This is a genomic window from Pseudodesulfovibrio thermohalotolerans (assembly GCF_021353295.2).
Classification (GTDB): Bacteria; Desulfobacterota; Desulfovibrionia; order Desulfovibrionales; family Desulfovibrionaceae; genus Pseudodesulfovibrio; species Pseudodesulfovibrio thermohalotolerans.
Map to the genome: position 1 here is coordinate 2,749,473 of NZ_CP120635.1, position 24,149 is coordinate 2,773,621.

General features: G+C 61.0%; 20 protein-coding genes. 7 read left to right on the forward strand and 13 right to left on the reverse strand.

From position 1 onward, the window contains the following. Nucleotides 1-179 precede the first annotated feature (179 nt). From LF599_RS12960 to nhaB, 3 genes are all read left to right on the forward strand, one after another. Complete coding sequence (locus LF599_RS12960; RefSeq protein ID WP_279521078.1) at nucleotides 180-797, forward strand: universal stress protein; 618 nt, start codon at nucleotides 180-182, stop codon at nucleotides 795-797. 47 nt (nucleotides 798-844) lie between these two features. Continuing rightward, nucleotides 845-2,644 carry an SLC13 family permease gene (locus LF599_RS12965; RefSeq protein WP_279521079.1) on the forward strand — a complete coding sequence of 600 codons (1,800 nt, stop codon included), beginning with the start codon at nucleotides 845-847 and terminating at the stop codon, nucleotides 2,642-2,644. 181 nt (nucleotides 2,645-2,825) lie between these two features. After that, entirely contained in the window at nucleotides 2,826-4,448 is a 1,623-nt protein-coding gene (nhaB, locus tag LF599_RS12970; protein WP_269942090.1) for a sodium/proton antiporter NhaB, read from the forward strand. A gap of 285 nt (nucleotides 4,449-4,733) precedes the next feature. On the opposite strand, the gene LF599_RS12975 is transcribed toward nhaB, so the two are convergent. Then, the gene (locus LF599_RS12975; protein WP_269942089.1) at nucleotides 4,734-5,198 is read right to left on the reverse strand and encodes a methylglyoxal synthase; all 465 of its coding nucleotides are present in this window, start codon (nucleotides 5,196-5,198) and stop codon (nucleotides 4,734-4,736) included. A gap of 270 nt (nucleotides 5,199-5,468) precedes the next feature. Between LF599_RS12975 and LF599_RS12980 the strand changes: the two genes are divergently transcribed. Then, nucleotides 5,469-5,999, forward strand: coding sequence for a ferritin-like domain-containing protein (locus LF599_RS12980; protein ID WP_269942088.1), 531 nt, complete (start codon nucleotides 5,469-5,471; stop codon nucleotides 5,997-5,999). Between the two features lie 74 nt (nucleotides 6,000-6,073). Here LF599_RS12980 and LF599_RS12985 read toward each other — a convergent pair whose 3' ends face one another. After that, nucleotides 6,074-7,438, reverse strand: a complete 1,365-nt coding sequence (locus LF599_RS12985) for an NAD-dependent succinate-semialdehyde dehydrogenase (RefSeq protein WP_279521080.1) — start codon at nucleotides 7,436-7,438, stop codon at nucleotides 6,074-6,076. 323 nt (nucleotides 7,439-7,761) lie between these two features. Between LF599_RS12985 and galE the strand changes: the two genes are divergently transcribed. Both galE and LF599_RS12995 read left to right on the forward strand, forming a co-directional pair. After that, nucleotides 7,762-8,790: a UDP-glucose 4-epimerase GalE gene (gene galE / locus LF599_RS12990; RefSeq protein WP_279521081.1), complete on the forward strand. Its 1,029-nt coding sequence runs from the start codon at nucleotides 7,762-7,764 to the stop codon at nucleotides 8,788-8,790. Between the two features lie 187 nt (nucleotides 8,791-8,977). Next, the gene (locus tag LF599_RS12995; RefSeq protein ID WP_279521082.1) at nucleotides 8,978-9,772 is read left to right on the forward strand and encodes a hypothetical protein; all 795 of its coding nucleotides are present in this window, start codon (nucleotides 8,978-8,980) and stop codon (nucleotides 9,770-9,772) included. A gap of 6 nt (nucleotides 9,773-9,778) precedes the next feature. Here LF599_RS12995 and LF599_RS13000 read toward each other — a convergent pair whose 3' ends face one another. Beyond that, nucleotides 9,779-11,614, reverse strand: coding sequence for an asparagine synthase-related protein (locus LF599_RS13000; RefSeq protein WP_279521083.1), 1,836 nt, complete (start codon nucleotides 11,612-11,614; stop codon nucleotides 9,779-9,781). A 227-nt stretch (nucleotides 11,615-11,841) separates the two neighbouring features. On the opposite strand from LF599_RS13000, the gene LF599_RS13005 reads away from it, so the two are divergent. Next, a complete protein-coding gene (locus tag LF599_RS13005) occupies nucleotides 11,842-12,876 on the forward strand; it encodes an acyltransferase (protein WP_279521084.1) in 1,035 nt (344 codons plus the stop codon). 4 nt (nucleotides 12,877-12,880) lie between these two features. Here the strand turns inward: LF599_RS13005 and LF599_RS13010 are convergent, their stop codons facing one another. The 10 genes from LF599_RS13010 to LF599_RS13055 all read right to left on the reverse strand — a co-directional run bounded on the left by LF599_RS13010 (nucleotide 12,881) and on the right by LF599_RS13055 (nucleotide 24,112). After that, nucleotides 12,881-13,960, reverse strand: coding sequence for a lipid II:glycine glycyltransferase FemX (locus LF599_RS13010; RefSeq protein ID WP_279521085.1), 1,080 nt, complete (start codon nucleotides 13,958-13,960; stop codon nucleotides 12,881-12,883). A gap of 79 nt (nucleotides 13,961-14,039) precedes the next feature. Next, entirely contained in the window at nucleotides 14,040-14,633 is a 594-nt protein-coding gene (locus LF599_RS13015) for an acyltransferase (protein WP_279521086.1), read from the reverse strand. Nucleotides 14,634-14,649: 16 nt separating this feature from the next. After that, nucleotides 14,650-15,804 carry a polysaccharide deacetylase family protein gene (locus tag LF599_RS13020; RefSeq protein ID WP_279521087.1) on the reverse strand — a complete coding sequence of 385 codons (1,155 nt, stop codon included), beginning with the start codon at nucleotides 15,802-15,804 and terminating at the stop codon, nucleotides 14,650-14,652. Continuing rightward, nucleotides 15,804-17,129: a phenylacetate--CoA ligase family protein gene (locus LF599_RS13025; RefSeq protein WP_279521088.1), complete on the reverse strand. Its 1,326-nt coding sequence runs from the start codon at nucleotides 17,127-17,129 to the stop codon at nucleotides 15,804-15,806. Before LF599_RS13025 ends, LF599_RS13020 begins: the two co-directional genes overlap by 1 nt. Continuing rightward, nucleotides 17,126-18,223 carry a glycosyltransferase gene (locus LF599_RS13030; RefSeq protein ID WP_279521089.1) on the reverse strand — a complete coding sequence of 366 codons (1,098 nt, stop codon included), beginning with the start codon at nucleotides 18,221-18,223 and terminating at the stop codon, nucleotides 17,126-17,128. Before LF599_RS13030 ends, LF599_RS13025 begins: the two co-directional genes overlap by 4 nt. Nucleotides 18,224-18,259: 36 nt before the next feature. Continuing rightward, the gene (locus LF599_RS13035) at nucleotides 18,260-19,054 is read right to left on the reverse strand and encodes an acyltransferase (RefSeq protein ID WP_279521090.1); all 795 of its coding nucleotides are present in this window, start codon (nucleotides 19,052-19,054) and stop codon (nucleotides 18,260-18,262) included. Nucleotides 19,055-19,069: 15 nt separating this feature from the next. After that, nucleotides 19,070-20,197, reverse strand: a complete 1,128-nt coding sequence (locus tag LF599_RS13040; RefSeq protein WP_279521091.1) for a glycosyltransferase family 4 protein — start codon at nucleotides 20,195-20,197, stop codon at nucleotides 19,070-19,072. Continuing rightward, nucleotides 20,194-21,312, reverse strand: coding sequence for a carboxylate--amine ligase (locus tag LF599_RS13045; protein WP_279521092.1), 1,119 nt, complete (start codon nucleotides 21,310-21,312; stop codon nucleotides 20,194-20,196). The genes LF599_RS13040 and LF599_RS13045 overlap by 4 nt, the downstream gene beginning before the upstream one ends. Nucleotides 21,313-21,508: 196 nt before the next feature. Beyond that, the gene (locus tag LF599_RS13050) at nucleotides 21,509-22,993 is read right to left on the reverse strand and encodes a lipopolysaccharide biosynthesis protein (RefSeq protein ID WP_279521093.1); all 1,485 of its coding nucleotides are present in this window, start codon (nucleotides 22,991-22,993) and stop codon (nucleotides 21,509-21,511) included. Then, nucleotides 22,994-24,112, reverse strand: a complete 1,119-nt coding sequence (locus LF599_RS13055; protein WP_269942061.1) for a glycosyltransferase — start codon at nucleotides 24,110-24,112, stop codon at nucleotides 22,994-22,996. Nucleotides 24,113-24,149 lie beyond the last annotated feature (37 nt).

The window sequence follows — 24,149 nt, forward strand, 5'->3', positions numbered from 1 at the left end:
AAGAGACAACTGTTGCTTTTTGCATCACCAGAAAAAGGCGAGCAAGCGGCATCATATTTTTAATCCTTATTTTTCAGCGTATTAACCGACAAAAATCCCTTGGCATATCTTTTGATATTGCCTGTCCAGGTAGGTACGCACAAACAATTCTCAACCCAAAAATCAGCAAGGAACGATAAATGTCTCTCTTCAGTGCGGTCAAACAGATGGTGGACAAGCATTATGCGGCCCAGGCGGCGGCAAACTGCAACACGTGCAGCGTGGGTACGTGGGTCGTCTGCCATGAGCTTCATCTTCAGGAGGAATCGGCGGGCTCTCCGCTGGTGACGTTCCTGAAAGGCCTCAGAAAAAGCCGCCGCGCTCACGAAGCAACCAGGACCGTCACGACCACGGCCACCGCCCCAACCGCCCCAACCGCCTGCGGGGAAAAAACGCAATACAAGATTCTCGTGGTCTGCAAGGATCGGAAATTCTCGCACAGCATCGCCGACTATGCCGTGAACATGGCGCGCAAGACCCACAGCTCCCTGGTCGCCGTGAACATCGACGAGTCCGGCTGGGACTTCGAGGGATTCCGCAGTCAGGCCGAACGCGACATCGAGTATTTCAGCCATAAGGCTTCCGACGCGGGCCTCTGCTTCCGCCATGAAGTCCGCCAGGGAGACGAGAGCGCCGTCGTCGCCCACATGCATGAACAGGACCCCGGCTTCCGTTACGTGATGGACGACTCCGCAGCCGTCTGCAAGAACAGAAGCCGCATCCCAGTCTACACCAGGGCCGTGCTGCGGACGAAATAGGCCCGTCCGGGACGGCAACCGTCCAGCTACTACCCCCAAGGACGCACATGACCCCAGAGATCATTACGGTTTTGGCCGTACTGCTGCTTGCCATACTGCTTTTCATATTCGAATGGGTCCGAGTCGACGTGGTCGGCATCATCATGATGGTGCTGTTGCCGCTGCTCGGACTGGTCACCCCGCAACAGGCCATCAGCGGCCTGAGCAGCAACGCCGTGGTGTCCATCATCGCGGTCATCATCATCGGCGCCGGGCTCGACAAGACCGGCGTGATGAACACCATGGCCCGGGTCATCCTGCGCTTCGCGGGCAAAAGCGAATCGCGCATCATGACCCTGATCGCCGGAACCGTGGCCGTCATCTCCGGCTTCATGCAGAACATCGGGGCGGCGGCCCTCTTCCTGCCCGCCGCCAAGCGCATCGGCAACCAAACCGGCGTCCCGGTGGGACGGCTGCTCATGCCCATGGGGTTCTGCGCCATCATCGGCGGCTGCCTGACCCTGGTTGGCTCCAGCCCGCTCATCCTGCTCAACGACCTGATGATCGTGGGCGGTCACAAATACGAAGCGTTCCACCTGTTCGGCGTCACCCCGCTCGGATTGCTCCTGGTGGCCGCGGCCCTGCTCTACTTCATCCTGTTCGGCCGCTTCATCCTGCCAGCCCGCTCGTCCGAAGAAAGCTCCGGTCCCATGTCCTCCGTCCTCACGGGCACCTATAACAACATCGGCTCCCTGTACGAACTGGCCGTGCCCGCCGACTGGACAAACGACGCCCCGCTCAAGTCCCTCGACATCCGGCCCATCTACTTTTGCACGCTGGTGGCCATCTGCCGGGGAAACGGCAAACAGCACATCTTCGCGCCTTCGCCCGACGAGACCATCCGGCCCGGCGACGAAATCGTGGTCGTGGGGCCAAGCGAATTCGTGGAGATCATGGCCCGAGACCTCGGCTGGGAACTGCGCCCGGAACTGACCACCTTCGCCGAGGAACTCTCCCCCAACAATGCGGGCATCATGGAGGGCATCGTCACACCCCGCTCCGAGTTCATGGGCAACACCCTCGCCGAGCTGCGCATCCGCGAACGGTTCCAGGTCTCGCCCCTGGCCATCTTCCGGGGCGACAAGATCTTCGTCAGCGGCCTGTCCGAAATCATCATCGAATCTGGTGACGCCCTACTCCTGCACGGCCGATGGGAGATGTTCCACCTGCTCAAGGGGCTGCCCGACCTGGTCTTTACCGAAACCGTGAAGGGAGAACTGCTGCGCACGGACAAGGCGTGGCTGGCCGTGCTCTGGCTGGCCGTGGCCCTGGCCATGATCCTCGGCTTCCACGTCCAACTCTCCATCGCGCTCCTGACCGGCGCGCTGGGCATGGTCCTGACCAAGGTCCTGACCATCGACGAGGCGTATCAATCCGTGGACTGGATGACCGTCTTCCTGCTCGGCGGACTCATTCCGCTGGGCATGGCCTTCGAAAACACGGGCGCGGCCAAATTCATCGCGGACACCATCATGGCGGCCCTCGGCACGCCGACCGCTCTGGTCCTGCTCACGGTCATCGGCGTCCTGACATCCTTCTTCACCCTGGTGGCCTCCAATGTGGGCGCGACCGTGCTCCTCGTCCCGCTGTCCATGAACATGGCCCTCAACGCGGGCGTGGACCCGAGGGTGGCGGCATTGACCGTGGCCGTGGCCGCGTCCAACACCTTCATCCTGCCGACCCACCAGGTCAACGCGCTCATCATGCGCCCGGGCGGATACCGCACCATCGACTACGTCAAGAGCGGGGCCGGAATGACCTTGCTCTACATGGTTGTCATGGTATCCGGCTTAATGCTATTCTATTAATCGCCGACGGGGCGCCGGTAATCGTTACCGGCGCCTTTTTCCGGTCAAATGAGGAATTACTCACACAACCCCCTAGCCACAAAAGATTTTTTTCATCGACGCTACGCCTCGGCCCAAACGGATTTCCATCCGTAAAAATGGCCATCAGGGGCGTTTTCGCCGTATTGAAGGAGAGAATCGCATGAAGACACCGTTGTCAAAAACCTTTGTCGAAACCTTCCTCGGAAACGCCCCTGGATGGTACAAACTTACCATCATCGGATTCCTCGTACTCAACCCCGTGCTCATGCTGACAGTCGGCCCGTTCGTCGCAGGCTGGGCACTCATCGCCGAATTCATCTTCACCCTGGCCATGGCCCTGAAATGCTACCCGCTCCCGGCAGGCGGCCTGCTCGCCCTGGAAGCAGTGATAATGGGCCTGACCACGCCTGAAACGGTATACCACGAAGCCCTGAAGAACTTCGAAGTCATCCTTCTGCTGATCTTCATGGTCGCCGGCATCTACTTCATGAAGGACTTCTTGCAGTTCACCTTCACCCGCATTCTGGTGCGGGTGCGCTCCAAGAAGGCCATCGCACTCCTGTTCTGCCTGGCGGGCGCATTCCTGTCCGCCTTCCTGGACGCCCTGACCGTCACCGCCGTCATCATGGCCGTGGCCTACGGGTTCTACAACGTCTATCACAGGTTCGTGTCCGGCCAGGACAACGCTCCCTCCCATGACCTGATCTCCGACGACAGCATCAAGGACACCAACCGCGAGGAGCTGCTCCAGTTCAGGGGCTTCCTGCGCAACCTGATGATGCACGGCGCGGTGGGCACCGCCCTTGGCGGCGTGTGCACCCTGGTCGGCGAGCCGCAGAACCTGCTGGTCGGCGCGGAAATGGGCTGGCACTTCATCCCGTTCTTCCTGCACGCCATGCCCGTGACCATCCCGGTCCTGTTTGTGGGCCTGCTGACCTGCCTCGCCGTTGAGCAGTTCCACCTCTTCGGCTACGGGTACCAACTGCCCGGCAACATCCGCTCCTTCCTGCTGGAGACCGCCATCCAAATGGAGCAGAAACAGGGCGACAAGGGCAAGGTCAAGCTGGTCCTCCAGGCCCTCACCGGCCTGTGGCTCATCTGCGCCCTGGCCTTCCACCTCGCTGCGGTCGGCCTCATCGGCCTGTCGGTCATCATCCTCCTGACCGCCTTCACCGGCATCACCGAGGAGCATCAGCTCGGCCACGCCTTCGAGGAGGCCCTGCCGTTCACCGCTCTGCTGGTGGTCTTCTTCTCCGTGGTCGCGGTCATCCACAGCCAGGGACTCTTCGCGCCGATCATCGGATACGTGCTGAGCATGAAGGGACAAAACCAGTTGGTGGCCTACTTCATCGCCAACGGCCTGCTCTCCTCCATCTCGGACAACGTCTTCGTCGCCACGGTGTACATCTCCGAAACCAAGCTGCACTTCATCCACGTCCTGGACGCCATCCCGAACATCGGCATGACCGGCCAAGCCCTCATGGCCAAGCTGACGGATCCCCACGTGGCGCGGGCCGACGTCATCGCCACGCTGCCGCAGGGCACCGCGGAACTCGTCCGCTCGACCATGGAGCACTTCGACAAGCTGGCCGTCGCCATCAACACCGGAACCAACATCCCGTCCGTGGCCACCCCGAACGGCCAGGCCGCGTTCCTGTTCCTGCTGACCAGCGCACTGGCCCCGGTTATCCGCCTCTCTTACGGACGGATGGTCCTGCTGGCCCTGCCCTACACCATCACCATGTCCATTGCCGGACTGACGGCGGTGTATCTCTTCCTCTAATCGCTCCGCGCACCCAAGAAACGAAAGGGCTCCCGAGATTATCTCGGGAGCCCTTTTTTTGGAGACCTATATCATTAAACTCCCCGCTTTCGCGACAGAACGCCACGAAGCGAAAAAAACCGCGCCGAAAGCGCTTACAGGGGATGTAAGGGTGCGAGCCCTTGCCCGCCGGAGGCGAAATCACCCGACGATTGCCGCAAAGCGGCTTTCAACGCCTGATTTTACACTTCAGAAAGTTAAATGGGTAGTTTCCTTTTTTGCATGAAGCGGTCCGGCCGTTCAGGCCTATTTCAAATGCCTGTCGGCATACTCGAAGAAACGGCCCGGTTTGATGCTGAACTCATGATCGAAAAAGGCCGACGAAATCAGGAATTCGGCCGAGGAGCGGTTGCTGGCGGTGGGAATGTTGTAGAGCACGGCGAGGCGAAGCAGCGCCTTGACGTCCACGTCGTGGGGCTGCGGCTCCATGGGGTCCCAAAAGAAAATGAGGATGTCCACCTTGCCGTCGCTTATCATGGCTCCGAGCTGCTGGTCGCCGCCCAACGGGCCGGACTTGAGCCGCTGGACGCGCTTGTGCTCTCCCGCGCCGGCTCCGCCCTCGGACAGCAGCGACTCCACCAGCCGTCCCGTGGTCCCCGTGGCGATCAGGTTGTGCCTGACGATGGCCTCGCGGTTGCAGTCTATGAAATCGAGCAATTCGTCCTTGCAGTTGTCGTGAGCGACCACCGCGATATTCTTGATCCTGTCCATATCATCTCCGGACTGTTTGCGGGTCCGGCCGCGCCTGTCGGCGGCCACATAGCAATTTCTAGCACCAGCCAATACCGGCGACAAGCGGCGGCCTCGGCATGAGGGTGCAGGGAATCGCCCGCGCCGCCTTGACTGAAACCGTGCCGGTAGTTATTTTTTCGCCTATGAGTGTATGCCGTCCGTGACAACATTTGCAACAATGTGACAACGCGGGCAACCGGCCGTCAGGCCCGTCCGAATCGCGCTTGAAAAACCAAAGGAGAAAAAGACATGTCCACCAAGGAAGAACGGCGTCAAAAAGTCATCGAAGTCCTGAACAAAGCACGTTCAATGGAGTTGCAGGCCATTCACCAATACATGAACCAGCACTACAACCTGGACGACATGGATTACGGCGAGCTGGCCGCCAAGATGAAGCTCATCGCCATCGACGAGATGCGCCACGCCGAAGCCTTCGCCGAACGGGTCAAGGAGCTGGGCGGCGAGCCCACGGACCACCTCTCCAAACCCGTGGCCAAGGGACAGAAAATCGACGTCATCTACCGCTACGACGCGGGCGAGGAAGACGACACCATCGACGTCTACAACCAGTTCCTCCTGGTCTGCCGCGAAAACGGCGACTCCATCAGCGTGAAGCTGCTCGAAACGATCATCGACGAGGAGCAGGCCCATTTCAACTACTTCGACGCCGTCAAGGACCACATCGGCAACCTGGGCGACACCTACCTCTCCCGCATCGCGGGCACTTCCTCCTCCACCGGGTTGGCCCCGCAGGGATTCGTCATCACCGGACAGGATTAGCCTCACCCGAATCAAACACAAAGGCCCGGCCAGTCATCACTGGCCGGGTCTTTTCATTTCGTTTCCGCGCCAAACTAATCGCGGATGATCGACTTGATGTTCACGAATTCACGGATGCCGAAGGAGGAAAGCTCGCGGCCGAAGCCGGACCGCCTGATGCCGCCGAACGGCATGAGCGGGTCGCTGCGCACCAGCCCGTTGACCACCACGGCCCCGGCCTCGATGCGACGGGCCAGCTCCAGCCCCCGCGCCTCGTCCCGGGTCCACACAGAGCCGCCCAGTCCGAACGGGGTGTCGTTGGCCATGGCTATGGCGCTCTCCTCGTCCGTTGCCCGGAAAACCAGGGCCACAGGACCGAACAACTCCTCGCGGCAGACCGGCGCGTCAAAAGGCGCATCCACAATGATAGTCGGGGGGTAGAAGGCCCCGCCGTCCTCGGACGGATTCCCGCCCTTCACGACTCTTCCGCCCGCAGCCGCGCACCGCTCCACCTGGCTTTGCAGGTCGGCACGCAGGCCGAACGAGGACATGGGGCCGATCACGGTGTCCTCCGCCATGGGATCGCCCATCTTGAGCGCGTCCATCTCCGCGCCAAGGGCCTCGACGAACTCGTCGTACACCGCGTCGTGCACGATGAACCGCTTCGCCGCGATGCAGGTCTGGCCCGCGTTGGCGCAACGGGACAACGCGCCTACACCGGCGGCCTTTCGGACGTCCGCATCGGCCAAAACCACGAAGGGGTCGCTGCCGCCCAGCTCCATGACGCATTTCTTGAGACGCGCGCCCGCAGCGGCCGCGACCTTGCTCCCGGCCCCTTCGCTGCCGGTGAGGCTCACGCCGACGATGGAATCGAAGTCCAGAACGGACTCCACCTGGCCCGCGCCGATGAGCAGGGTGCCGAACACGTTGTCGGGAAAGGCCGATTCACGGAAAGCGGACTCAATGGCCAGTGCGCACCGGGGCACGTTGGAGGCGTGCTTCAACACCAGGGTGTTGCCTGCCATGAGCGTGGGCGCGGCCACGCGCAGGACCTGCCAGAAGGGAAAATTCCAAGGCATGACCGCGAGGACGGTGCCCATGGGCGCGAAGTCCACGAAAGCTTCCCGGCCGCAGCCGGAAACAGGCTCGGGCGCGAGCATGGCCCCGCCGCGCTCCGCGTAATGCTCGCACACGGCCGCGCACTTGAGGACCTCGGCCCGACCGAAACTCACGGGCTTGCCCATCTCCTCAGCCATGACCGAGGCGAACTCGTCGGCCCTGCTCCGCAGCACGCCCGCCAGGCTGACCAGGCATTCTGCGCGCCGGGCAAAATCGGTGTTCTTCCAGGTCTCGTAGCCCACGGCCACGGACCGCACAACGGCGGCCGTCCGTTCGGGCGTCCATTCCTCAAAAGTCTCGATGACCTCGCCGGTCATTGGGTTCGTGCTCTGCAAAGGCATATTTCTTCTCCGGACAGATGGTTGGACAACGGGCCGCCGGTGACGGGCCGCAATCGACAATTGCAGGACATGCAGGGTCCTTGGCACGCGGCCTGCCCCCGGCACTGACTTCGGGGTAAGACGGATCGCCGAGGTTGTCCAGCCGGGGCCGCCCGCTCCCGCCAGCGGTGTCCAAAGCGTGACGAAACAGCCCAAACGCCCTTTTGACTGGACAAAAGCCGCCTATTCGCTGAATGTATACCCGCTGGAATTTTAGGCCCAGGCGGGCCGGAAAGACAAATGCATCCGGCCGCAGGACCGGATAAGGAACGCGAGGATTCCCCATGAAGATTAAGAAGGTTCTGGTCTCGGGAGGCGCAGGGTACATCGGCACCCATACTTGCATCGAACTGCTGGCCGCCGGATATGAAGTGATCTGCGCGGATAATTTCAGCAACAGTTCGCCGATGGCCATGGAGCGGGTGGAGGCCATCACGGGCCGGTCCATTCCGGTGCACCGCATGGACTTCTGCCGCCTGGACGAGGTGGAGGCCCTGTTCCGGGAGGAATCCATCGAAGCGGCCATCCACTTCGCCGGGCACAAGGCCGTGGGCGAATCCGTGGAAAAGCCGCTCATGTACTACGAAAACAACCTGCTCAGCCTCATCAACCTGTGCAAGGTCATGGGCGCGGCAGGCAGGGCGAAGAATATCGTCTTCAGCTCCTCGGCCACGGTTTACGGCCTTTCCGACAAGCTTCCCCTGACCGAAGAGACCCCGACCTGCGCCTACAACCCCTACGGCCGCACCAAGCTGTACATCGAGGAAATCCTCAAGGACCTCCACGCGGCCGAGCCGGACTGGAACGTGTCCATCCTGCGCTATTTCAACCCGGTGGGGGCGCACCCCTCGGGACTCATCGGCGAAGACCCGTCGGACACCCCCAACAACCTCATGCCGTACATCTCCCAGGTGGCCGTTGGACGGCTCGAAAAGCTCCACGTCTTCGGCGACGACTACGACACCCCGGACGGCACCGGCGTGCGCGACTTCATCCACGTTGTGGACCTGGCGCGCGGTCACGTGGCCGCCCTGCGCAAACTCGAAGAGGACCCCGGCTACATGGTCCACAACCTGGGCACGGGCAAGGGATGCAGCGTGCTGGAGCTGGTCAGCGCCTTCGAACGGGTCAACAACGTGCCCATCCCCTACGAGATCGTGGCCCGGCGTCCGGGCGACGTGGCCGCCAACTACGCCTCCACGGACAAGGCCAGACGCGAACTCGGCTGGAAAGCGACGCACGGCATAAAGGACATGGTCCGCGACACCTGGAACTGGCAGTCGAAAAACCCCAGGGGATACGCTGACGAGTAAACAAAACGGAAAACATGAACGAAGCCGAATACCGGGTTCGATCTCGGCCATGAAACGCGAGAACGGCCCGCAAGGCGACGAAGACGGAAAGAACATTGTCATGCCGATTTGCTCAAGCCACAGGTTGCCGGGAATGACCTCCGGCATCCGTTCCTTTTGACAATCCACCCACAGGACGGGATACGCGATGAAAACCATGCCTGCGAATCTGCTCAACACCGGCGGCTGGGACTCGACCTTCAGACTGCTCCAATTGCTGCTTATCGAAAAGCGTCCGGTTCAGCCCATATACATTCTCGATCCGGAAAGATGGTCCCTGCCTCAGGAACTCCAGGCCATGGCCAAGATAAAGAACGCGGTCCTGGCCAGATTTCCCGAAGCCGAGGAATACCTGTTGCCGACCATCATGTACGACCGCACCGACGTCAAACCCGACCCCGAACTCGCAGACCATGCGGAAAAGCTGGTGAAAAAAATTCATTTCGGCGGCCAATACGAATGGCTCGCAAGGGCCACCAAGCAGTTCGGCATCGAGAATGCCGAGATATGCATTGAAAACGACTTCGGGCAGCCGGTCGGATGCTACGCGACCGTCCACACGTTGCTTGAGGAGGGGCAGGACGGAATGCGGCGCGTGGCCGAACGCGAAGGCCATGAGCACGAATTCGCGGTATTCGGCATGTTCACCTTCCCCATCGTCACCCTGACCAAGGTGGACATGAAGGAAATAGCGCAACAACACGACTTCCTGGATATCCTGGAGATGTCCTGGTTCTGCCACAGGCCGAATTTCCTGGGGGAAGCCTGCGGCACCTGCAACCCGTGCCGGATAGCCATGTCCCACGGGATGGCCCACCGCGTACCGCCGCTGGGACGTTTCTGCTACAGGGTGGCGACCATCCTGGACATACGCCCCCTGGTGCGCAAATGGCCCGCCCTCTTCAACCTGTTGAAAAGGATCAAGGGCGGACGGGCCTCGTAAGGGACGTCACGCCGCGAAATGCGGCATCCGCTTTTCAACCAGATCAAGCGCCAGGGACGCGGTAAGCAGCTTGCCGGTCCAGTGCATGGTCATGGGATCGTTCATGTCCCCTTCGAGGATGAGTTCGGCCTTTTCCGGATTGATGTAACGGGCCAGAGGTGAATCGGCCATGGTCCCGCGAAGGTTCGGCAGAAAAGCCTTCCGCACCCAGGCACCCCAATCCTCCAAGGGCACGCGGCCGCCGGTTTTCGGGAACAGTTTGCGGGCGAGCTTCTCCGGCCCCTGGTGAATGGCCTTGCCGACGTAATACCCCAGCTTCGTTCCGGCCGCCCAGTATTTCGGCGGCATACCATCCACGTTCAGATGCTTCAGCCTGCCATGGGCAAGGATGTAACCCAGCATGGCCTTGGACTCCCAGGGGGTCGAGCCCCGGCCCAGGAAGAGGGAGTTGTAGAGCGTGCTGAGCGGTATCTCGTGGGAAAGCTCGCGGATGCGGGCATCCCAGAAAGGAGAGCGCATATGGCCGAAACTCTCGGCAAAAACCAATTCGCCCCCGAAATACTTGGGGGCCTGCTCGTAGTGCATGAAGCTCATGTGCCGCTCTTCCACGGGCATATGTGCCCAGCCGAGTCCCTCCAGCAGATGGCGACGCTTCGCTTCGAAGGAATCAAGCAGAGCGTCCCCGTCGCGGAAAAGCTCGGCATAGAACGGGGTCGGCGTGTACCCCGGGTCCCGGATGAGCTGGACGGTGGCGTCCGAAAGCACCTGTGGCGTGGAAAATACGCCGCGAAAAAAATGCCCGCTGGACACGCCGGTCAGGATAATGCCGAGCCCGGCCCCGGTCAGGTGGCGGTAGACCTTGGCCAGGGTGGCCCGCAAGGCGTTGAGGGTCCCGCCAGAATAGTAGACGGTGTCGGCCGCCAGATCCCGCAATTCCTGTTCGCCCATGGAGCCGAACGCGAAGGCGTGGTGCCTGAGCCCGAGCCTCCCCGCCACTTTCTTTCCGTTCACCATGTCCGAGCATCCCTCGATGCCGTAGGTGTAGAGATGAGCGGAAACGTCCTCGGGCATGTAGGACGCCACGATGCGCGCGTCGAAGCCTCCCGTCACGCCCACGCCGCACCCGCCGGGCAGGATGTTGTCGTAGTAATGCGGAAACCGCTCGCTGAAGGTCTCGAACGCGCGGGCCTGGGCCTCGCGCATGGTCATGGCCGACCGTTTCCGCTCAAGCTGCGGGGCGTATCGCCGTCCCTCGCGCCTGCCGGTCGCAAGATCGATGCGCACCACGCGGCCGGGCCCCACGCGCTCCACGCCCTTAAGCTGGGCCGTGGTCCCCAGCGGATAGTTGAAAAAAAAGAAATCGTGCAGCCAGGCCGGATCGAGCTCCGGCGCGTCCAGCACATGCAGGAAAGTGAGGATGGACGTGGACGCGATGAAACGGCCTTCGAGGACGCCCATGAACAGGGAATGCTGGCCGAACTTGTCCGACACGAGGTACACGGCGTGCTCTTCCTTGCTGTACACCATCACGGCATGGTTGGCCTGGAGCGTTTCGAACACCCCGTCGCGGCCCGTTTCGAGGCCGTCCAGAATTTCGCGCCACGGGATGACGGTCCGATCGATCAACGCCCCGGCGTAACAGGCGGCATACCGATCGTCTTCGTATATCCGGGTTTCGCCGAGCGCGCATTTATCGCTGCACCCGGAGTGAACCGCCCAATGGGGACCAGAGGCCGAGGACACCGTCAGCCGCCCCGAAGGATCGGCCCCTTTGGACGCCCTGCCATCGAGACCGGTTTGAAGCCGACCTTTATCCAACCCAACAATAAGCGATGCGGGCATGTGTCTACTCTCCAAAGCCCATCAAGGGCGGTGACTGCCTGTTGCGTTGTTCTCGCGCCGCCTTTCCGGTCCGACGCGTGCCCTTCCGATTCCGTCCTGCCTATTCCATGCCGTTGGGACCGCCGATGCGGCCGGTCGCGGCTGCCGTAAATTTTTTATTATTTTTTTCCCCAAGTGGTTGTGCTAGCCTCACGCCAGTAAAGGCTGACCGCGAAAAAGGAGACGGAGTGTCCGACAAAACATTGTCCGAAAGAGATGCCGGTATTGACCTGCTGCGCTGTGTCTGCATGGGCGGCGTCGTCCTCCTTCACAGTATTCAGACCGTTGTTTTCGCCTGCGGCAATGCCCCGGCGGCCTATTGGAATACCCACCTCGCGGTCTTTTCCGCCCTTCGCTGGCCCGTGCTCATATTCTTTCTGCTGAGCGGGGTCCTGATCCCGAAGACGTTCACCGTCAGGGACCTCCCGGCCTATTACCGTCACCGCGCCTGGAAAATCCTGCCGCCGTTTCTGGCGTGGTCCGCCATATTCTGTTTCATCCGGGGCACGTCGAACGTGTCCTGGGAAACGAATTGGGCCACGGTTGCCGCTACCTTCTCCCAGATTCCGTACAAAATGTCCTACTACCACCTGTGGTTCATGTACGACTTCATACTGATAATCCTTGCGGCTCCTCTCGTCGTACTCCTGAAAAACCGCTTCCGCATCTTCGACAGCCGCACCTTCCTGCTGCTGTCCGGCATCCTGCTGTTTGCGAGCCAGATGTTCATGAATCTCGGCCATATCGGCAGGATACCCGTATATGTCTTCTATTTTTATCTCGGCACCTTCATGTATTCCTTCGGAGGGAGATACAAATATCCTCTCCTGGCGCTCGGGGTTTGCGGTTTCGCCTACAACTTCATCTCCGCCCGGGACATCGTCGCCGCCACGGGGAGTTGCGGCATGGTGACGTCCACCATGCGGTACAGCTTCATCCAGCAGCTTCCGATGGTTCTCGCCGCTTACTTCATCGCCGGGAAAATCCGCATCACGAACACCGCGCTTCATAATGCGGTGACGAAAATCGCCCTGTGCGGTTTCGGCATCTACCTCTCACACCCCCTGTTCATCTGGCTCTTCCGATTCGACAAGCTGGAAAGCTACCTGCGGCTTCCCCCGCTTGTTTTCGGCCTCTTCGTGTTCATCGTCTGCTCTCTCGCCTCGCTGGCGCTCGCATGGCTGCTCCGGACGAACAGGTACACGCGCTGGCTGTCGCCCTAGCCCGTCAGGAACCGAACTTCTTCTTCATGTTCTCCCACTTGCGGCGCAGGTCGTAGAGGCGAGGTATCAACTTGAATTCCATAAGGGAAAAGCAGCGATACAGCAGACGGTTGAGCGGCAGGTCGTAATAGGGCGGGAACGCCACCACATCGGGGCGATACGCCATCTTGTAACCGTCCAGAGCCGAATCGGGATTGAAGGCGCGCCCCTGGGTGGCCCCCATGTCGAAGAAGACGCACCCCTTTTCCTTGGCGTACTTGATGCCCTCCCAGAGTACGAACTTGTTCGGCATCAGCTTGCGGTAGTCGTAATCATTGGCCTGGTACACGGCCCAGCAACGGTCGCCCACCAGGTTGAGGATCAGCACGCCGATAACCTTGCCGTCGTACACGGCCTTCAGGATTTCCCCGCTGCCGTCGGCCAGCAATTCGGCGATCGTGCCTGAGTAATACTCGAAGCTGTGGTAAAGCGCGTGCTTGTTGGATTCCAACTGCTGCATCAGATCGAAGAATATGCGGTCATCGCCGTCCTTGTAGCCGATCTCCAGCGTCACGCCCTTTTTGCCCGCCGACGCGATATTCTGGCGGTGGGTCCTCCGGAATGAACGGAACAGATCGTCAATGGTCTCCTCCGGCTTCAGGGCCAGGCGAATCTCGTACCGCGTCCGGTTCCAGCCGGTATACGGCACGTCCAGCTCAATGAAGCCTACGTCGGCCAGTCGACGGGCCATCAGGGCTTCGTCCCCCGGTTCCGGGTCTATCCTGAGCATGACGGCCTTGTGGCTCCCGGCGTTTCGCCGCACCCATTCGAAAAGCGCCTGCACGGCCTCGACGTCGTCCCAGGCCAGCACGGGCCCCCGGCAGGCGTACAACAGCGAGAATCCCAGAGGCAGCCGCTTTTTCAGGATAAGCATCGCCGCCCGGACCTCTCCGCCCGCCTTCGCCATCAGGGGAATGGGCTCCCAACCGGCCTTGGCCTTGATCCGGCCCCAGGCAAATGTCTGCCGCAAATTGCCGTTGGGGCAGCGGGCGAGAAAGTCGTTCCAGTCGGCCCTGTCCTTCTCGGTAGCGATCACTATATCCATAACCCGTCCCTGTCTCCTTGCTCTATCAACGCGCTCTTGCCGGAATCACTTCATCACTGTCCGCCCCGAACGACCGCGATCAGTCGACGGCCTCTTCCCTTTTCTTGATGACGCGCGCCGGATTACCCACGGCCACGACAAGGTCGCCGATCTCCTTGGCGACCACGCTGCCCGCTCCGACAATGGTTTGCCTGCCGATGTCGGCCATGACCACGCTCCGATCTCCCACAAAACTCTTTTCCCCGATCCGCACCCGCTTGTAGATGCCCCCCGAGGACTCCAGGGCACCCTTGTTAGGATCGGAAAAATTGTGCATCCGCCCGCCGGAAAGGATGGAGCACCCGCCTGCGACGACGGCCTTGTCTTCCAGCTCGGCCAGCCCGATGGTCGTAAACGGGCCGATCCCGCACCAGTCGCCCACGCGCGTTTCCATCTTGGTGATGACGGCTCCCATGCAAACCTCGGAGTTCTTGCCGAACCGGGGAAGCGTCAGCCTGTAGTACGCGCTGCGAATATATCCGCCCACCGCTCCGGGCAACAAACTCAAGAACTGCGCACAGCCGAGGTACATACCCGACGACCCCGCCCGTTTGCCGACATGCGCCAGGAGCGCAAACGGCGAGGCCACCGCGAGCGCCGCTCCCCTGCAGGATTTTTTAATCAATGCCTTCATGTATTCCTCCGCCCATTCAACGGGCCATTTTCTTCTTCAGCAACAGCGCGGCCTTGTAGACCTGCCGGATGAAACGGGCCACGCCGTCGCCCTGATATTCCCTGAGAAACAGGCAGGTGTACCAACCGCCCGGATAAATGATGGAGCCGTCCTCGAAAAAAAGCGACTGCGCGCCGATGCGGGCGATCTTGAAGCTGCCGTGTTCATCCCAACCGCCCTGGTCACGCTTGGCGGACCCGACGGTGACGCCCTTGTACAGCGAAGCGGCGATGGCCTCGGCCTCGTCGGAATATCCGCCGCCCGGCCAGCAGAATACGTCCACGCTCTTGCCAAGCTCCCGCTCCAGGACCCGTTTGGACTCCGTAAGCTCCCACCGGACCCTTTCGAGGTACTCCGCATCGGTCTCCAGGCGGCCTTCTCCGGCCGTGGCCTGAAGCTCATCGGCCTTGCCCCCTAGCGCTTCACGCCAGTCGGCGCGGTCGAAAAAGCCCTCGCCCTGTTCCGCGGCAAAGGCGATCAGCCCCTCGCGGACGGACGGGTCCGGGGTGTACACCGGGCCGCTCAGGGACTTGCGGTGTGCATAGACAGGCGCTCCCCAATTGCCCCTGTAGGCGTCCGCGCCAAGATACCCATACTTCTTCTCCGGCCTGTCGTTCCAATCCATCCAGACGTAGTCGTCCCCCGGATGATGGAAATCCACGATCTCCGGGGAGGAGAAATACCAGGTGTGGGTCATGGCGTGCGACTGGATTTCCATGCACCCACGCCGCTCCATCTCCCGCATCTCGTCCCAGTTGAGGAAGCCGTAAAGCTCCAGTTCGTCCACGGGCCGTTCGTCGTAGCGCGGCCGCAGGCCCATGGAGGGATCGACGAAATCCGGGTTGACGAAGATCGTGCCGCAAAAGCCGTATTTCTCCAGGATGGGCGCGGCAAAGACCCAGTTGTCGAGGTACCCGTCGTCAAAGGTCAGGTAGACGGCCTTGTCCGGAAACTCGCCGGTCCTGTGGCATTCCAGGAACTCGGCGCTGGACAGGGTCCGGTAGCCGCACTTCTTGAGAACGCGCATTTCGTGGTCGAACGTCTCGAAGGGCATGGTCAGGAAACTCCACACCCAATCCGGCTTGGGGATGCCCACGGTGTGATACATGATGCACGGCACTTCTCTCGACATCAGCTTTCGACCTCGCAGACGATATAGCGGTGTTTGCCGCCCACGGTTTTCGGTATGTCGTCGACATACCGGACATCGAGGGAAAAGGCGGGGGACACGTCGCGCCTGATCCGTTCCTCCAGGCCGTTGACGGTTGCCGCGCTCTCCTCGGAAAATCCTTGCCCCCGAACAATATGCAGATCAATCCGGCTCCGCTCGGTCTGTCGGTACTGAAAGGCGGACACGCCCTTTACCACGGCCAGGAGCCGGACGAAATAGGTTCCGTGTATGGCGTTGCCTTCCGGGGTGATGAACCTGTCGTAGACGCGCCCGATGTCCATCTTCATCAACGGGAATCCCCGTCCGCAGGGGCAGACGCCTTCCATGGGCGCGCCGTAATCCCCTATGTCGTAACGCAGAAACGGCATCCCCGCGTTCGCCAGCGAAGTGGCTATGATTCTGAAGGTTCCCGTTTCCGGGTCCGGCAGGAACTCGGTGTACGCCGCATGAGTCAGCAGGTGCATGTTGCCGTGTTCGCATTCGGAGGCGATGCCGGGAATCTCGCGGCTGCCGTACTGGTCGAAAATCCGGCAGGAAAACGCCTTGGCGAAAAGCTCCCGCTGCCAGTCGTGCATTTTTTCGGCCGAGGTCATGACGCCCTTGACCCCGGGCAGACTGATATTCTCCTCGATCAGGTAGTTGGCCAGGTCCGTCAGCACCGAAGGGTAGCCGTAAATGAAGACCCGGGAGAAGCCGCCGATAATCCCGGCCCATTCGCCCAGCGTCGCCCGGTTGTACTCGTATGCGTTCAGGTTGATCGTGCCTGAAATCCGGGACTTCAGCTTGCTCAACCCGCTCGGCTTCCGGCGGAATTCCTGGGGATTGCCCCAGATGCGGACGGCCATGTCGCCGGGTTTCCAGCCCATGAAGGTCTGGGCCAGCATCATGGTCCCGTTCATTTTGTCCCACAACTCCGCGTTCTGATAAAAGGACACCGGCTCGCCGGTGGAGCCACCGCTGCTGTTGCGCCTGAGCGACGCCTTGTCGAAGGCGTAGGAGATGAGATCGTCCCCTCTCGTGCGGACGATGTCCTTGGTCAGAATCGGCAACCGGGCGTAGTCGTCGAACCCCCTGATATCCGCGGGGGTCAGGCCGACGCCTTCCATGATCTCCCGGTAATATCTCGTGGTCCTGTAGGCATGTCCGAACAGTTCCTTCAGACTCTCCCACTGGAGTGCGCGCAGCTCGCCGGTGCCTTTCCACTGCAATTCACTCGCCGCGTCGAAATACTCGTAGCGCCTGTCCTTGCGCAGCGTTTGCAAGAACTTGCAGATCACTCCTCTCATGACATCACCTTCTCATAAAGGTTCAAGTAACTGGAACACATTGCGTGATTGCTGTACCGCCCGGCGACGCTTTTCGGCCCCGCTTCGGCGAATCGCTCCCGGGCCTCGGGATTGTCCATCATCCAAAGCATGGCCCCGGCCAACGCCTCGTGGTCCTCCGGCTGCACCACCCGGCCGTTCTCGCCGTCCACGAGGATCTCCGAAACTCCGCCCACGTCCGTGGCCACCACGGGAACGCCGCAGGCCATGGCTTCAAGAACGGACACGGGCGCGCCCTCTCTCCGGGAGGGCAGCACAAACACGTCCATGGCGCGCAGCCAGGCGGGGATGTCATCGCGGCGGCCCAACATCAGCACGGAATCGCGCAGATCGAGTTCGTCGATCATCCTCTCGACCTCCTCCCGCGTCTCGCCGTCGCCGACCAGGGCCAGCAGGACGCCATCGCGCCCGTCCCTGACCCGGCGAAACGCCCGAAGCAGATTGCCGTGGTCCTTGGCCTCCGTCATCCGGGCCACGGAGCCGAATACCAGCCGTCCGTCATCCGGAATCCCGCTGCCGCGCACGGATCGCCCGGCCGCTGTGAACAACGCGGTGTCCACCCCGTTGGGAATGACTTCCAGCCGATGTTCGGGCTGGCCCAGGGAGTCCATGAAAAAGGCTTTCAGGTTGTTCGAAACAGTGGTGATGCGGCTCAGGAAGGGAGCGGCCAGCCTGATGACCCGCCGCACCCCCGGCTTGGTCTGAATGGAGTGCTTCGCGTGCTCCGTGTACACGACCTTGGCTCCGGCCAGACGGGCCGGGATGAAGGCGTAGAGCAGCAGATAACCGGCTTGAACGTGGACGATGTCGACCCGCTCCTGACGAAAGAGCCGGTACAGCTCCCGCCAGGTTCCGAGCTTGCCCCTGCGTAAGGCGTCGAGGCTGACATGGCGCAATCCCATCTCATCGAGCGCGGGCTCCAAGGGGCCGCCGTCGCCGAACACGCCGCAGACCATCCCCTCGACGCGGTCCCGCGTACCGTCAAGAATGGTCATGGCGAGCCGTTCGGCGCCGCCGTGGCTCAACGTGAATATGACTTCCATGACGCGAAGCATAGCTCCCCTCTCCATGTCCGATGCCGGATTCCCGGCCTAGATTTCCAGGTCCTCGTGGGCCTTGAGATAGCCCTGATACCGCTCTTCACCGACAATTTCGCTGATTTCCTCGGGGATGGGCAGCTTGCCGAGAATGCGCATGGGATTGCCGCCCACCAGGGTGAAGGGCGGAATGTTCCCCTTGAGATGCGTCCCGATCTGGGCCACGACCCCGTCCCCGATCACGGTTCCGGGATAAATAATCGTCTGGGTGCCAAGCAGGCAGAAGTCGCCGACCTTCACCGGCTTGATGCTCCCGGGCGACGGCAGGCCGCCTCCCGAGACCATGCGGCCCATGACATCGGAGATGGGGTGGCCGGAATTGTCCGCGATGAACTTGGCCGCCACGAGGCACCTGCACCCGATCTCCACCCGTTCGGCCACGATGATGCGGGTCATGGGCGAAAGGTAGCTGTCGTCCCCCACTTTCAGCACGGACCGCCCGCCGATCGGCACGCCCTGAATCCAGGTGTTGTCGAACATGCGGATGTTTTTCCCGAAATAGATGTCGACCTGGCCGCCCACGGTGGTCGACCCGTTTCCGGCATATTCCATGCGGAACCCCGGGCCGACTTCGACGCATTGGGATTTGAACATCGGCTCGTAGTACACCACGCGCCAGAAATTGTGCCACAGCCCCCTCCTGAACAACCATTCGTGATAGAGGAAATTGTGAAAGGGCTTGATGACCGGCACGGAAATCCGGCGCACCCTGACGGCTATCTTGTAAAGCAGCTTGTAAAACGGATTTTTCTGTTCCTTGACTGCTCGGCGAAACGTTGCATAACCCATAAAAAAGACTCCTCTTTACACAAGAGTTTTATATACCGACACTATTCGCTTTACGCGTTCATAAGGCGAAAAGGACTCGCGCACCCTGCGCGCGCCCGCCTCGCCGAAAGCTTTCATTCTGTCACGGTTCCCGCACATGCGCACAAGGCCGTCGGCCAACGCCCCGGCATCCCCGGACCGGACCAGGATGCCGGTTTTTCCGTCGAGAACGACTTCCGGCGTGCCGCCCACCCGGGTCGCCAGCACCGGCTTGCCGAACAACATGGCCTCAAGCGCCACGTTGGGCATCCCCTCGCTCAAGGACGGGAGGACAAGGCAGTCGATGGCACTGTACACGGAGGCGACGTCACGGGTGTACCCGGTGAACGTCACCGCATCCTCAAGGGACAGCTCCGCGACGAGACGCTCCAGATCGGCCCTGTCCTGGCCGTCGCCGACCAGAAGCGCCTTGACCTTGCCCAGGCTGTTCCGAGCCTGTTTCAGCCCTTTCAGAAAATACGTCTGCCCCTTTTCCGGGCTCATCCGCCCGATAACCCCGAGCAGTACCTCGTCCTCGGCCACGCCGTATTCCTTCCGCAGATCGCGGGCGATGTTGTCCAGGTCATAATCGTCGGGATCGACGGCATTGGGGATGACCGTGACCTTGCGGTGCGAACGCATCCCGAGCCGCTCCGCCAGTGACTCCGATACGGGAATGACGGAATCGGCGAAACGAACGATGATTTTTTCCAGGATGTTGTAGCATCGCATCCGCCAGTCCTCGGAGGTCCAACCGTGCACGAAGGCGACCCAGGGCCGTCCAGTCAACCATTTCAGGATCAGGCACAGCACGTGGGGCTTGTAGCCATGCGATTGCAGGATATCCGACTGCGTGTTCTCCACGATCTGCCGCGCCTGTCCGACCAGGCCCCAATCGAACCGCCGGGTCTGCCGGAGCAGCTCGAAGCGGACATCGGACTCGCGCATCCGGTCGTCGAACTCGCAACCGCCCGTCTTTCCCTCAATGTCGAATCCGACGACCGTGGGGCGGGAAAGCTCACTCCCGCCGCATCGAAAGAACTGGATCAACCCCTTTCCGGGACCGCCGAGAATGGAGGAAGCCATGAACATGGAAACGGCGGGACGCCTCTCTTGCTTCGTCACTTCCAAATTCCCTCCATCGCGTCGCCATGCCCCTTGCGCCGGAGCTTGTCCCATCCCCATCGGAAGAACGGGACCGGATCGTCGAACGAGAAGTCGTCGCAGTATGCGGACCGGGTAAACAGGAAATCCTTGACGAAGGCGAGCTTGTTCTCGGCCAGACGGTAACTGCCCGCAAAGGACATGATATCCCCGCCGAGCCAGCGCGACCGGGCGTCCACATCGAACCCGGCCACTGGCTCGCACGGCAATCCCAGGGCCAGGCGGTAATGCATGACGGGGATGTTGACCCCGGCGGCGATGCTGTGCCCGACGGACCCCCAATACCGGGGGTTGACGTCGATGAGATACGGAGTCCCATCTTCCCTGGAAATCAGGAAATCCGCCTGGCAGACGCCGTCCCACTCTAGGTGGTCGAGCAGCGTCCTGAGATGACGCTCGCTCTCGGGATGGTGGACGCTGGCCCGATAGGTCGGCTGGCCGAACGGCACCGGGTACGTGCGGACCTGGCGATAGCCTATGGAGGCCATGCAGGTCCCCTTGCCGTAGAGCATGGCCAGCCCGATTCCCGACCCCTTGATCTTTTCCTGCACGAAAAAGCGTTCCAGGGGCAGATCGAGATACTGCCGCCTTTCGAGGATTTCGAACACGGACGCCGGGGTCGCGAACTCGTTGACCGCCCACCCGCCGCCGCCCTGCCGGGGCTTGACCAGGACCGGGAACCGAAAAGCGTCCAGCAGGGAACGATCCGCCGCAATCTGCTCGAAGGACGCCAGCCTCGGCGTGGGCACGCCTATCTCTTCGGCCAGCAGGCCGAGCCGATACTTGTCGTGCACGTTCAACAGCGTTTCATAGCTGGGCATGGCGATGGCGAACCGCTCGCGCAGCCTCCCGGCCGCCTTGGCCACCAGAAAGGTCTCCTCCAGCATGGGCATCAGCACTTTCGCGGAGTACTTGTCGGCAGTTTCCAGAAGGCACTGCACGAAGCCGTCCTCGTCCTTGAACGGCGAGGGATGGACAAACGAGCCGCACACATGCCGGGACTGCATGGCCATGACGTTTTCCGAACCGGACCCGACGATCACGGGGATTCCGGCCTTGGCCAATTGCCGCGCCACGGTATATCCCACCCGGCTCTGGGCGGAGGTTACCAAAGCCGGCGGCAACCCATGTTCCTTACCCGAACAACGACTCATATTCACCCCGTTCAATCTTCCGAACCAACTCTCGGGAATCCGACTGACCGCCGCTTTCGCCGCGCGACGCTCCGCCCGCGATTCCCTTACGATAAACCATTGCCAAAACCTTGCCCGCCTAGCCCTGCTCCGCAGGGGCTTCGGGCTCGCGCAACTCCTTCCGCACGACGGCATAGAAAGTCACGCTGAACAGGACGATGCTGAGCGCGAACACGAACCCGAGTTCCGGTGAAAACACGTCGAAACGCGGGTAGACAAAATAGTGTACCAAAAACTGGGGCAGCATAAAAACCACCAGCGGTTTGGCGTAGACGTTATAAAAATACTTCCCGACCGGGATGCGCATTTTCCTGAACAGGAAATACATGAACACGCCCACCCGGAAGAACAGCATGGTGCTGCCCATGGCCCACAGGACACCCGCCATGCCGAACGGCTTCACCAGGAAGAACAGCAGAGCGAGATTGACGGCGAACGAAAGGACGTTCAACGGCACCATGAAGTTATGATTGGACGTCCCGTAGAGAAGCTCCCGGCTCGGGATGTGCGCCGTCCTGAGGACAAAGGGAATCACCAGTGCGCTGATAACCGCCGTCGAGGGAAGCAGCTCCGGCCCGATCCAATAATAGAGGAACGGCTTCGCATACGCCCACACCATGTATCCGCCGAATGCGGCCACGGAAAAGCAATGGGCGGAGATGGTCAGGTAATCCGAGATCATCCGCTGCGAATCCTGCTCATGGCGGCTGAAATAGGGAGCCAGGACATCAAAGGTGCTGCACATCAGCTCCTCGTAATACTTGAGCATCTGCAAGCCGATCGTATAGATCGTGACCGCCGGGAGGCTGATGTACAGGGCGATGAAGAACGCCTGCATCCGCCTGCCGAACATGTTGGAGACCTGAATCAGGAAAAAAGAGATGCTGTAGGAGGAAAGCGACTTCAACACGCGAAGGTCGAACCCCTTGGGACTCAACGAGAACTTGTAGGACCGCTTGGCGAAATAAAAATACGCCAGGTATTCGAGAATGACGAAGGCCGCGTTGGGGAAGATGACGGAATAGAGCCCGTAGTCGTTGAGCACCATGATAACGATGATGATATTCATGCACACCGACTTGGTCATGACGATCAGCGAAATGGTGTTCCACTTCAACTGCGAGCGCAAAACGCCATGGAATACGCGCAAGGGAATTATGGTCGAATAGCAGAGGAGCAGAAAGAGGACCGACACGATAAGCTCGGGCGGCATACCGGAAAAAAACCGCTCCTCCAGGAAAGTATAGCCCACGGCTATGAGCAGAAGCGAGACGCACAGAGCGCCGCACAAAGCGTAAAATGCCGTGGTGATGCACCGCTGCGCGCTCCCTTCCCCCCACTCCTCGTATTTGCGTGAAACGTAGCGGGCAACGCTGGAGGAGTAGCCGAAATCGAACGCCATGAAGTAAATGAGCAGCGTGTTTATCAGCACCCATTTGGCGTAGTCCTCGCTCCCCAACGAGCGCACCAGGATGGGCGTCACGATAAGGCCCGTGGCGATCGTCAGGAAATAGGAAGCGTTTCGCAAAAGGGAGCTTCCGAAAATATACTTGAGGACAGTCATTTATTCTCCATCCCGCTTGCCGGGTTCCGACACGGGCTTGCATACGGTTTCATCAGACATGACAGCCGACTTCTCCTCCAGACGTTGGGCCATCCAACCGGACAGGAGTTCCGCCTTATCCGCCCAGGACTCCCCGACGAGGGCCGCCGAAACGTCCCGCCCGCCGTCGGTCAACGCCGACGCCACGGCCTCGGTGAACGAAGCCGAGGTCGAAGCCGTACGGATAAAGCCGTCGAATTTGACGACCTCGGGCAGTGGCGTGGAAACGATCGGCACGCCGGAGGCCATATACTCCTTGAGCTTGAGCGGGTTGATATTATTTGACAATTCATTGACGAGATACGGAATGATCGCCACATCGAACCCCGCGATGTACCGGGGCAGGACCTCATAGGGCACCGGCGGAACGTGGTGAAAATTGTCGAATTGCTCCAAACGTCCCAACGAGACCTTGGTGTTGCCGATGAGCACCAGGGACGACTCCGGGAACCGCTCCATGAGCGCGACCAGCAGGTCCTGGTCGGTGCGTTCGTCGATCAGGCCGAAATAGCCGATCACCGGCCCGGGCAGGTCCCTGAACATCTCCGCGGGCTCTGCACTGGAGGCCTGCCCAAAATGTCCGATGTCCACGCCATGGGTCAGCAGGTGGGTCGGCCCGTTGGCGGCCTTCTTGTTCGCGGCCAGCCGGTCGGACACGGCGGCAACCATGTCCACCCCGGACAACATCGTCCTTTCGAGGTCTTTCACCAACTCGCCGTTGACCCCGGGCCATTCGCTGAACTCGTCCACGCAATAGTAGACGAACAGCCGCTCGCCGAGCCGGCCTATGTAGTCCGCCGCATTGGGCACGGTGGCCACCACGAGGGGCGAGTCGAACTCCAGCTCCTCCATGGCGCTCCGCACCGAGGACACAACCTGGCGTCTGTTGAAGGCTCTGAGAATGCCGAACTGATTCCAGGGAACCATGAAGGGCGAAATCACGGTCAGGTTTTCAGGCAGGACAAGATCGTCCCCACCATCGCCCCGGCCCAGCCAACCCATGGCCTTTTCCGCGATGCGTCTGGCGTCATAGATGGAAATGGTCGGGTTGCGCAGGCCTATGGTATTTACCCAAAGCATCCTGTTTCCCTTGAGGAAAACATTCATGAGATGCTGA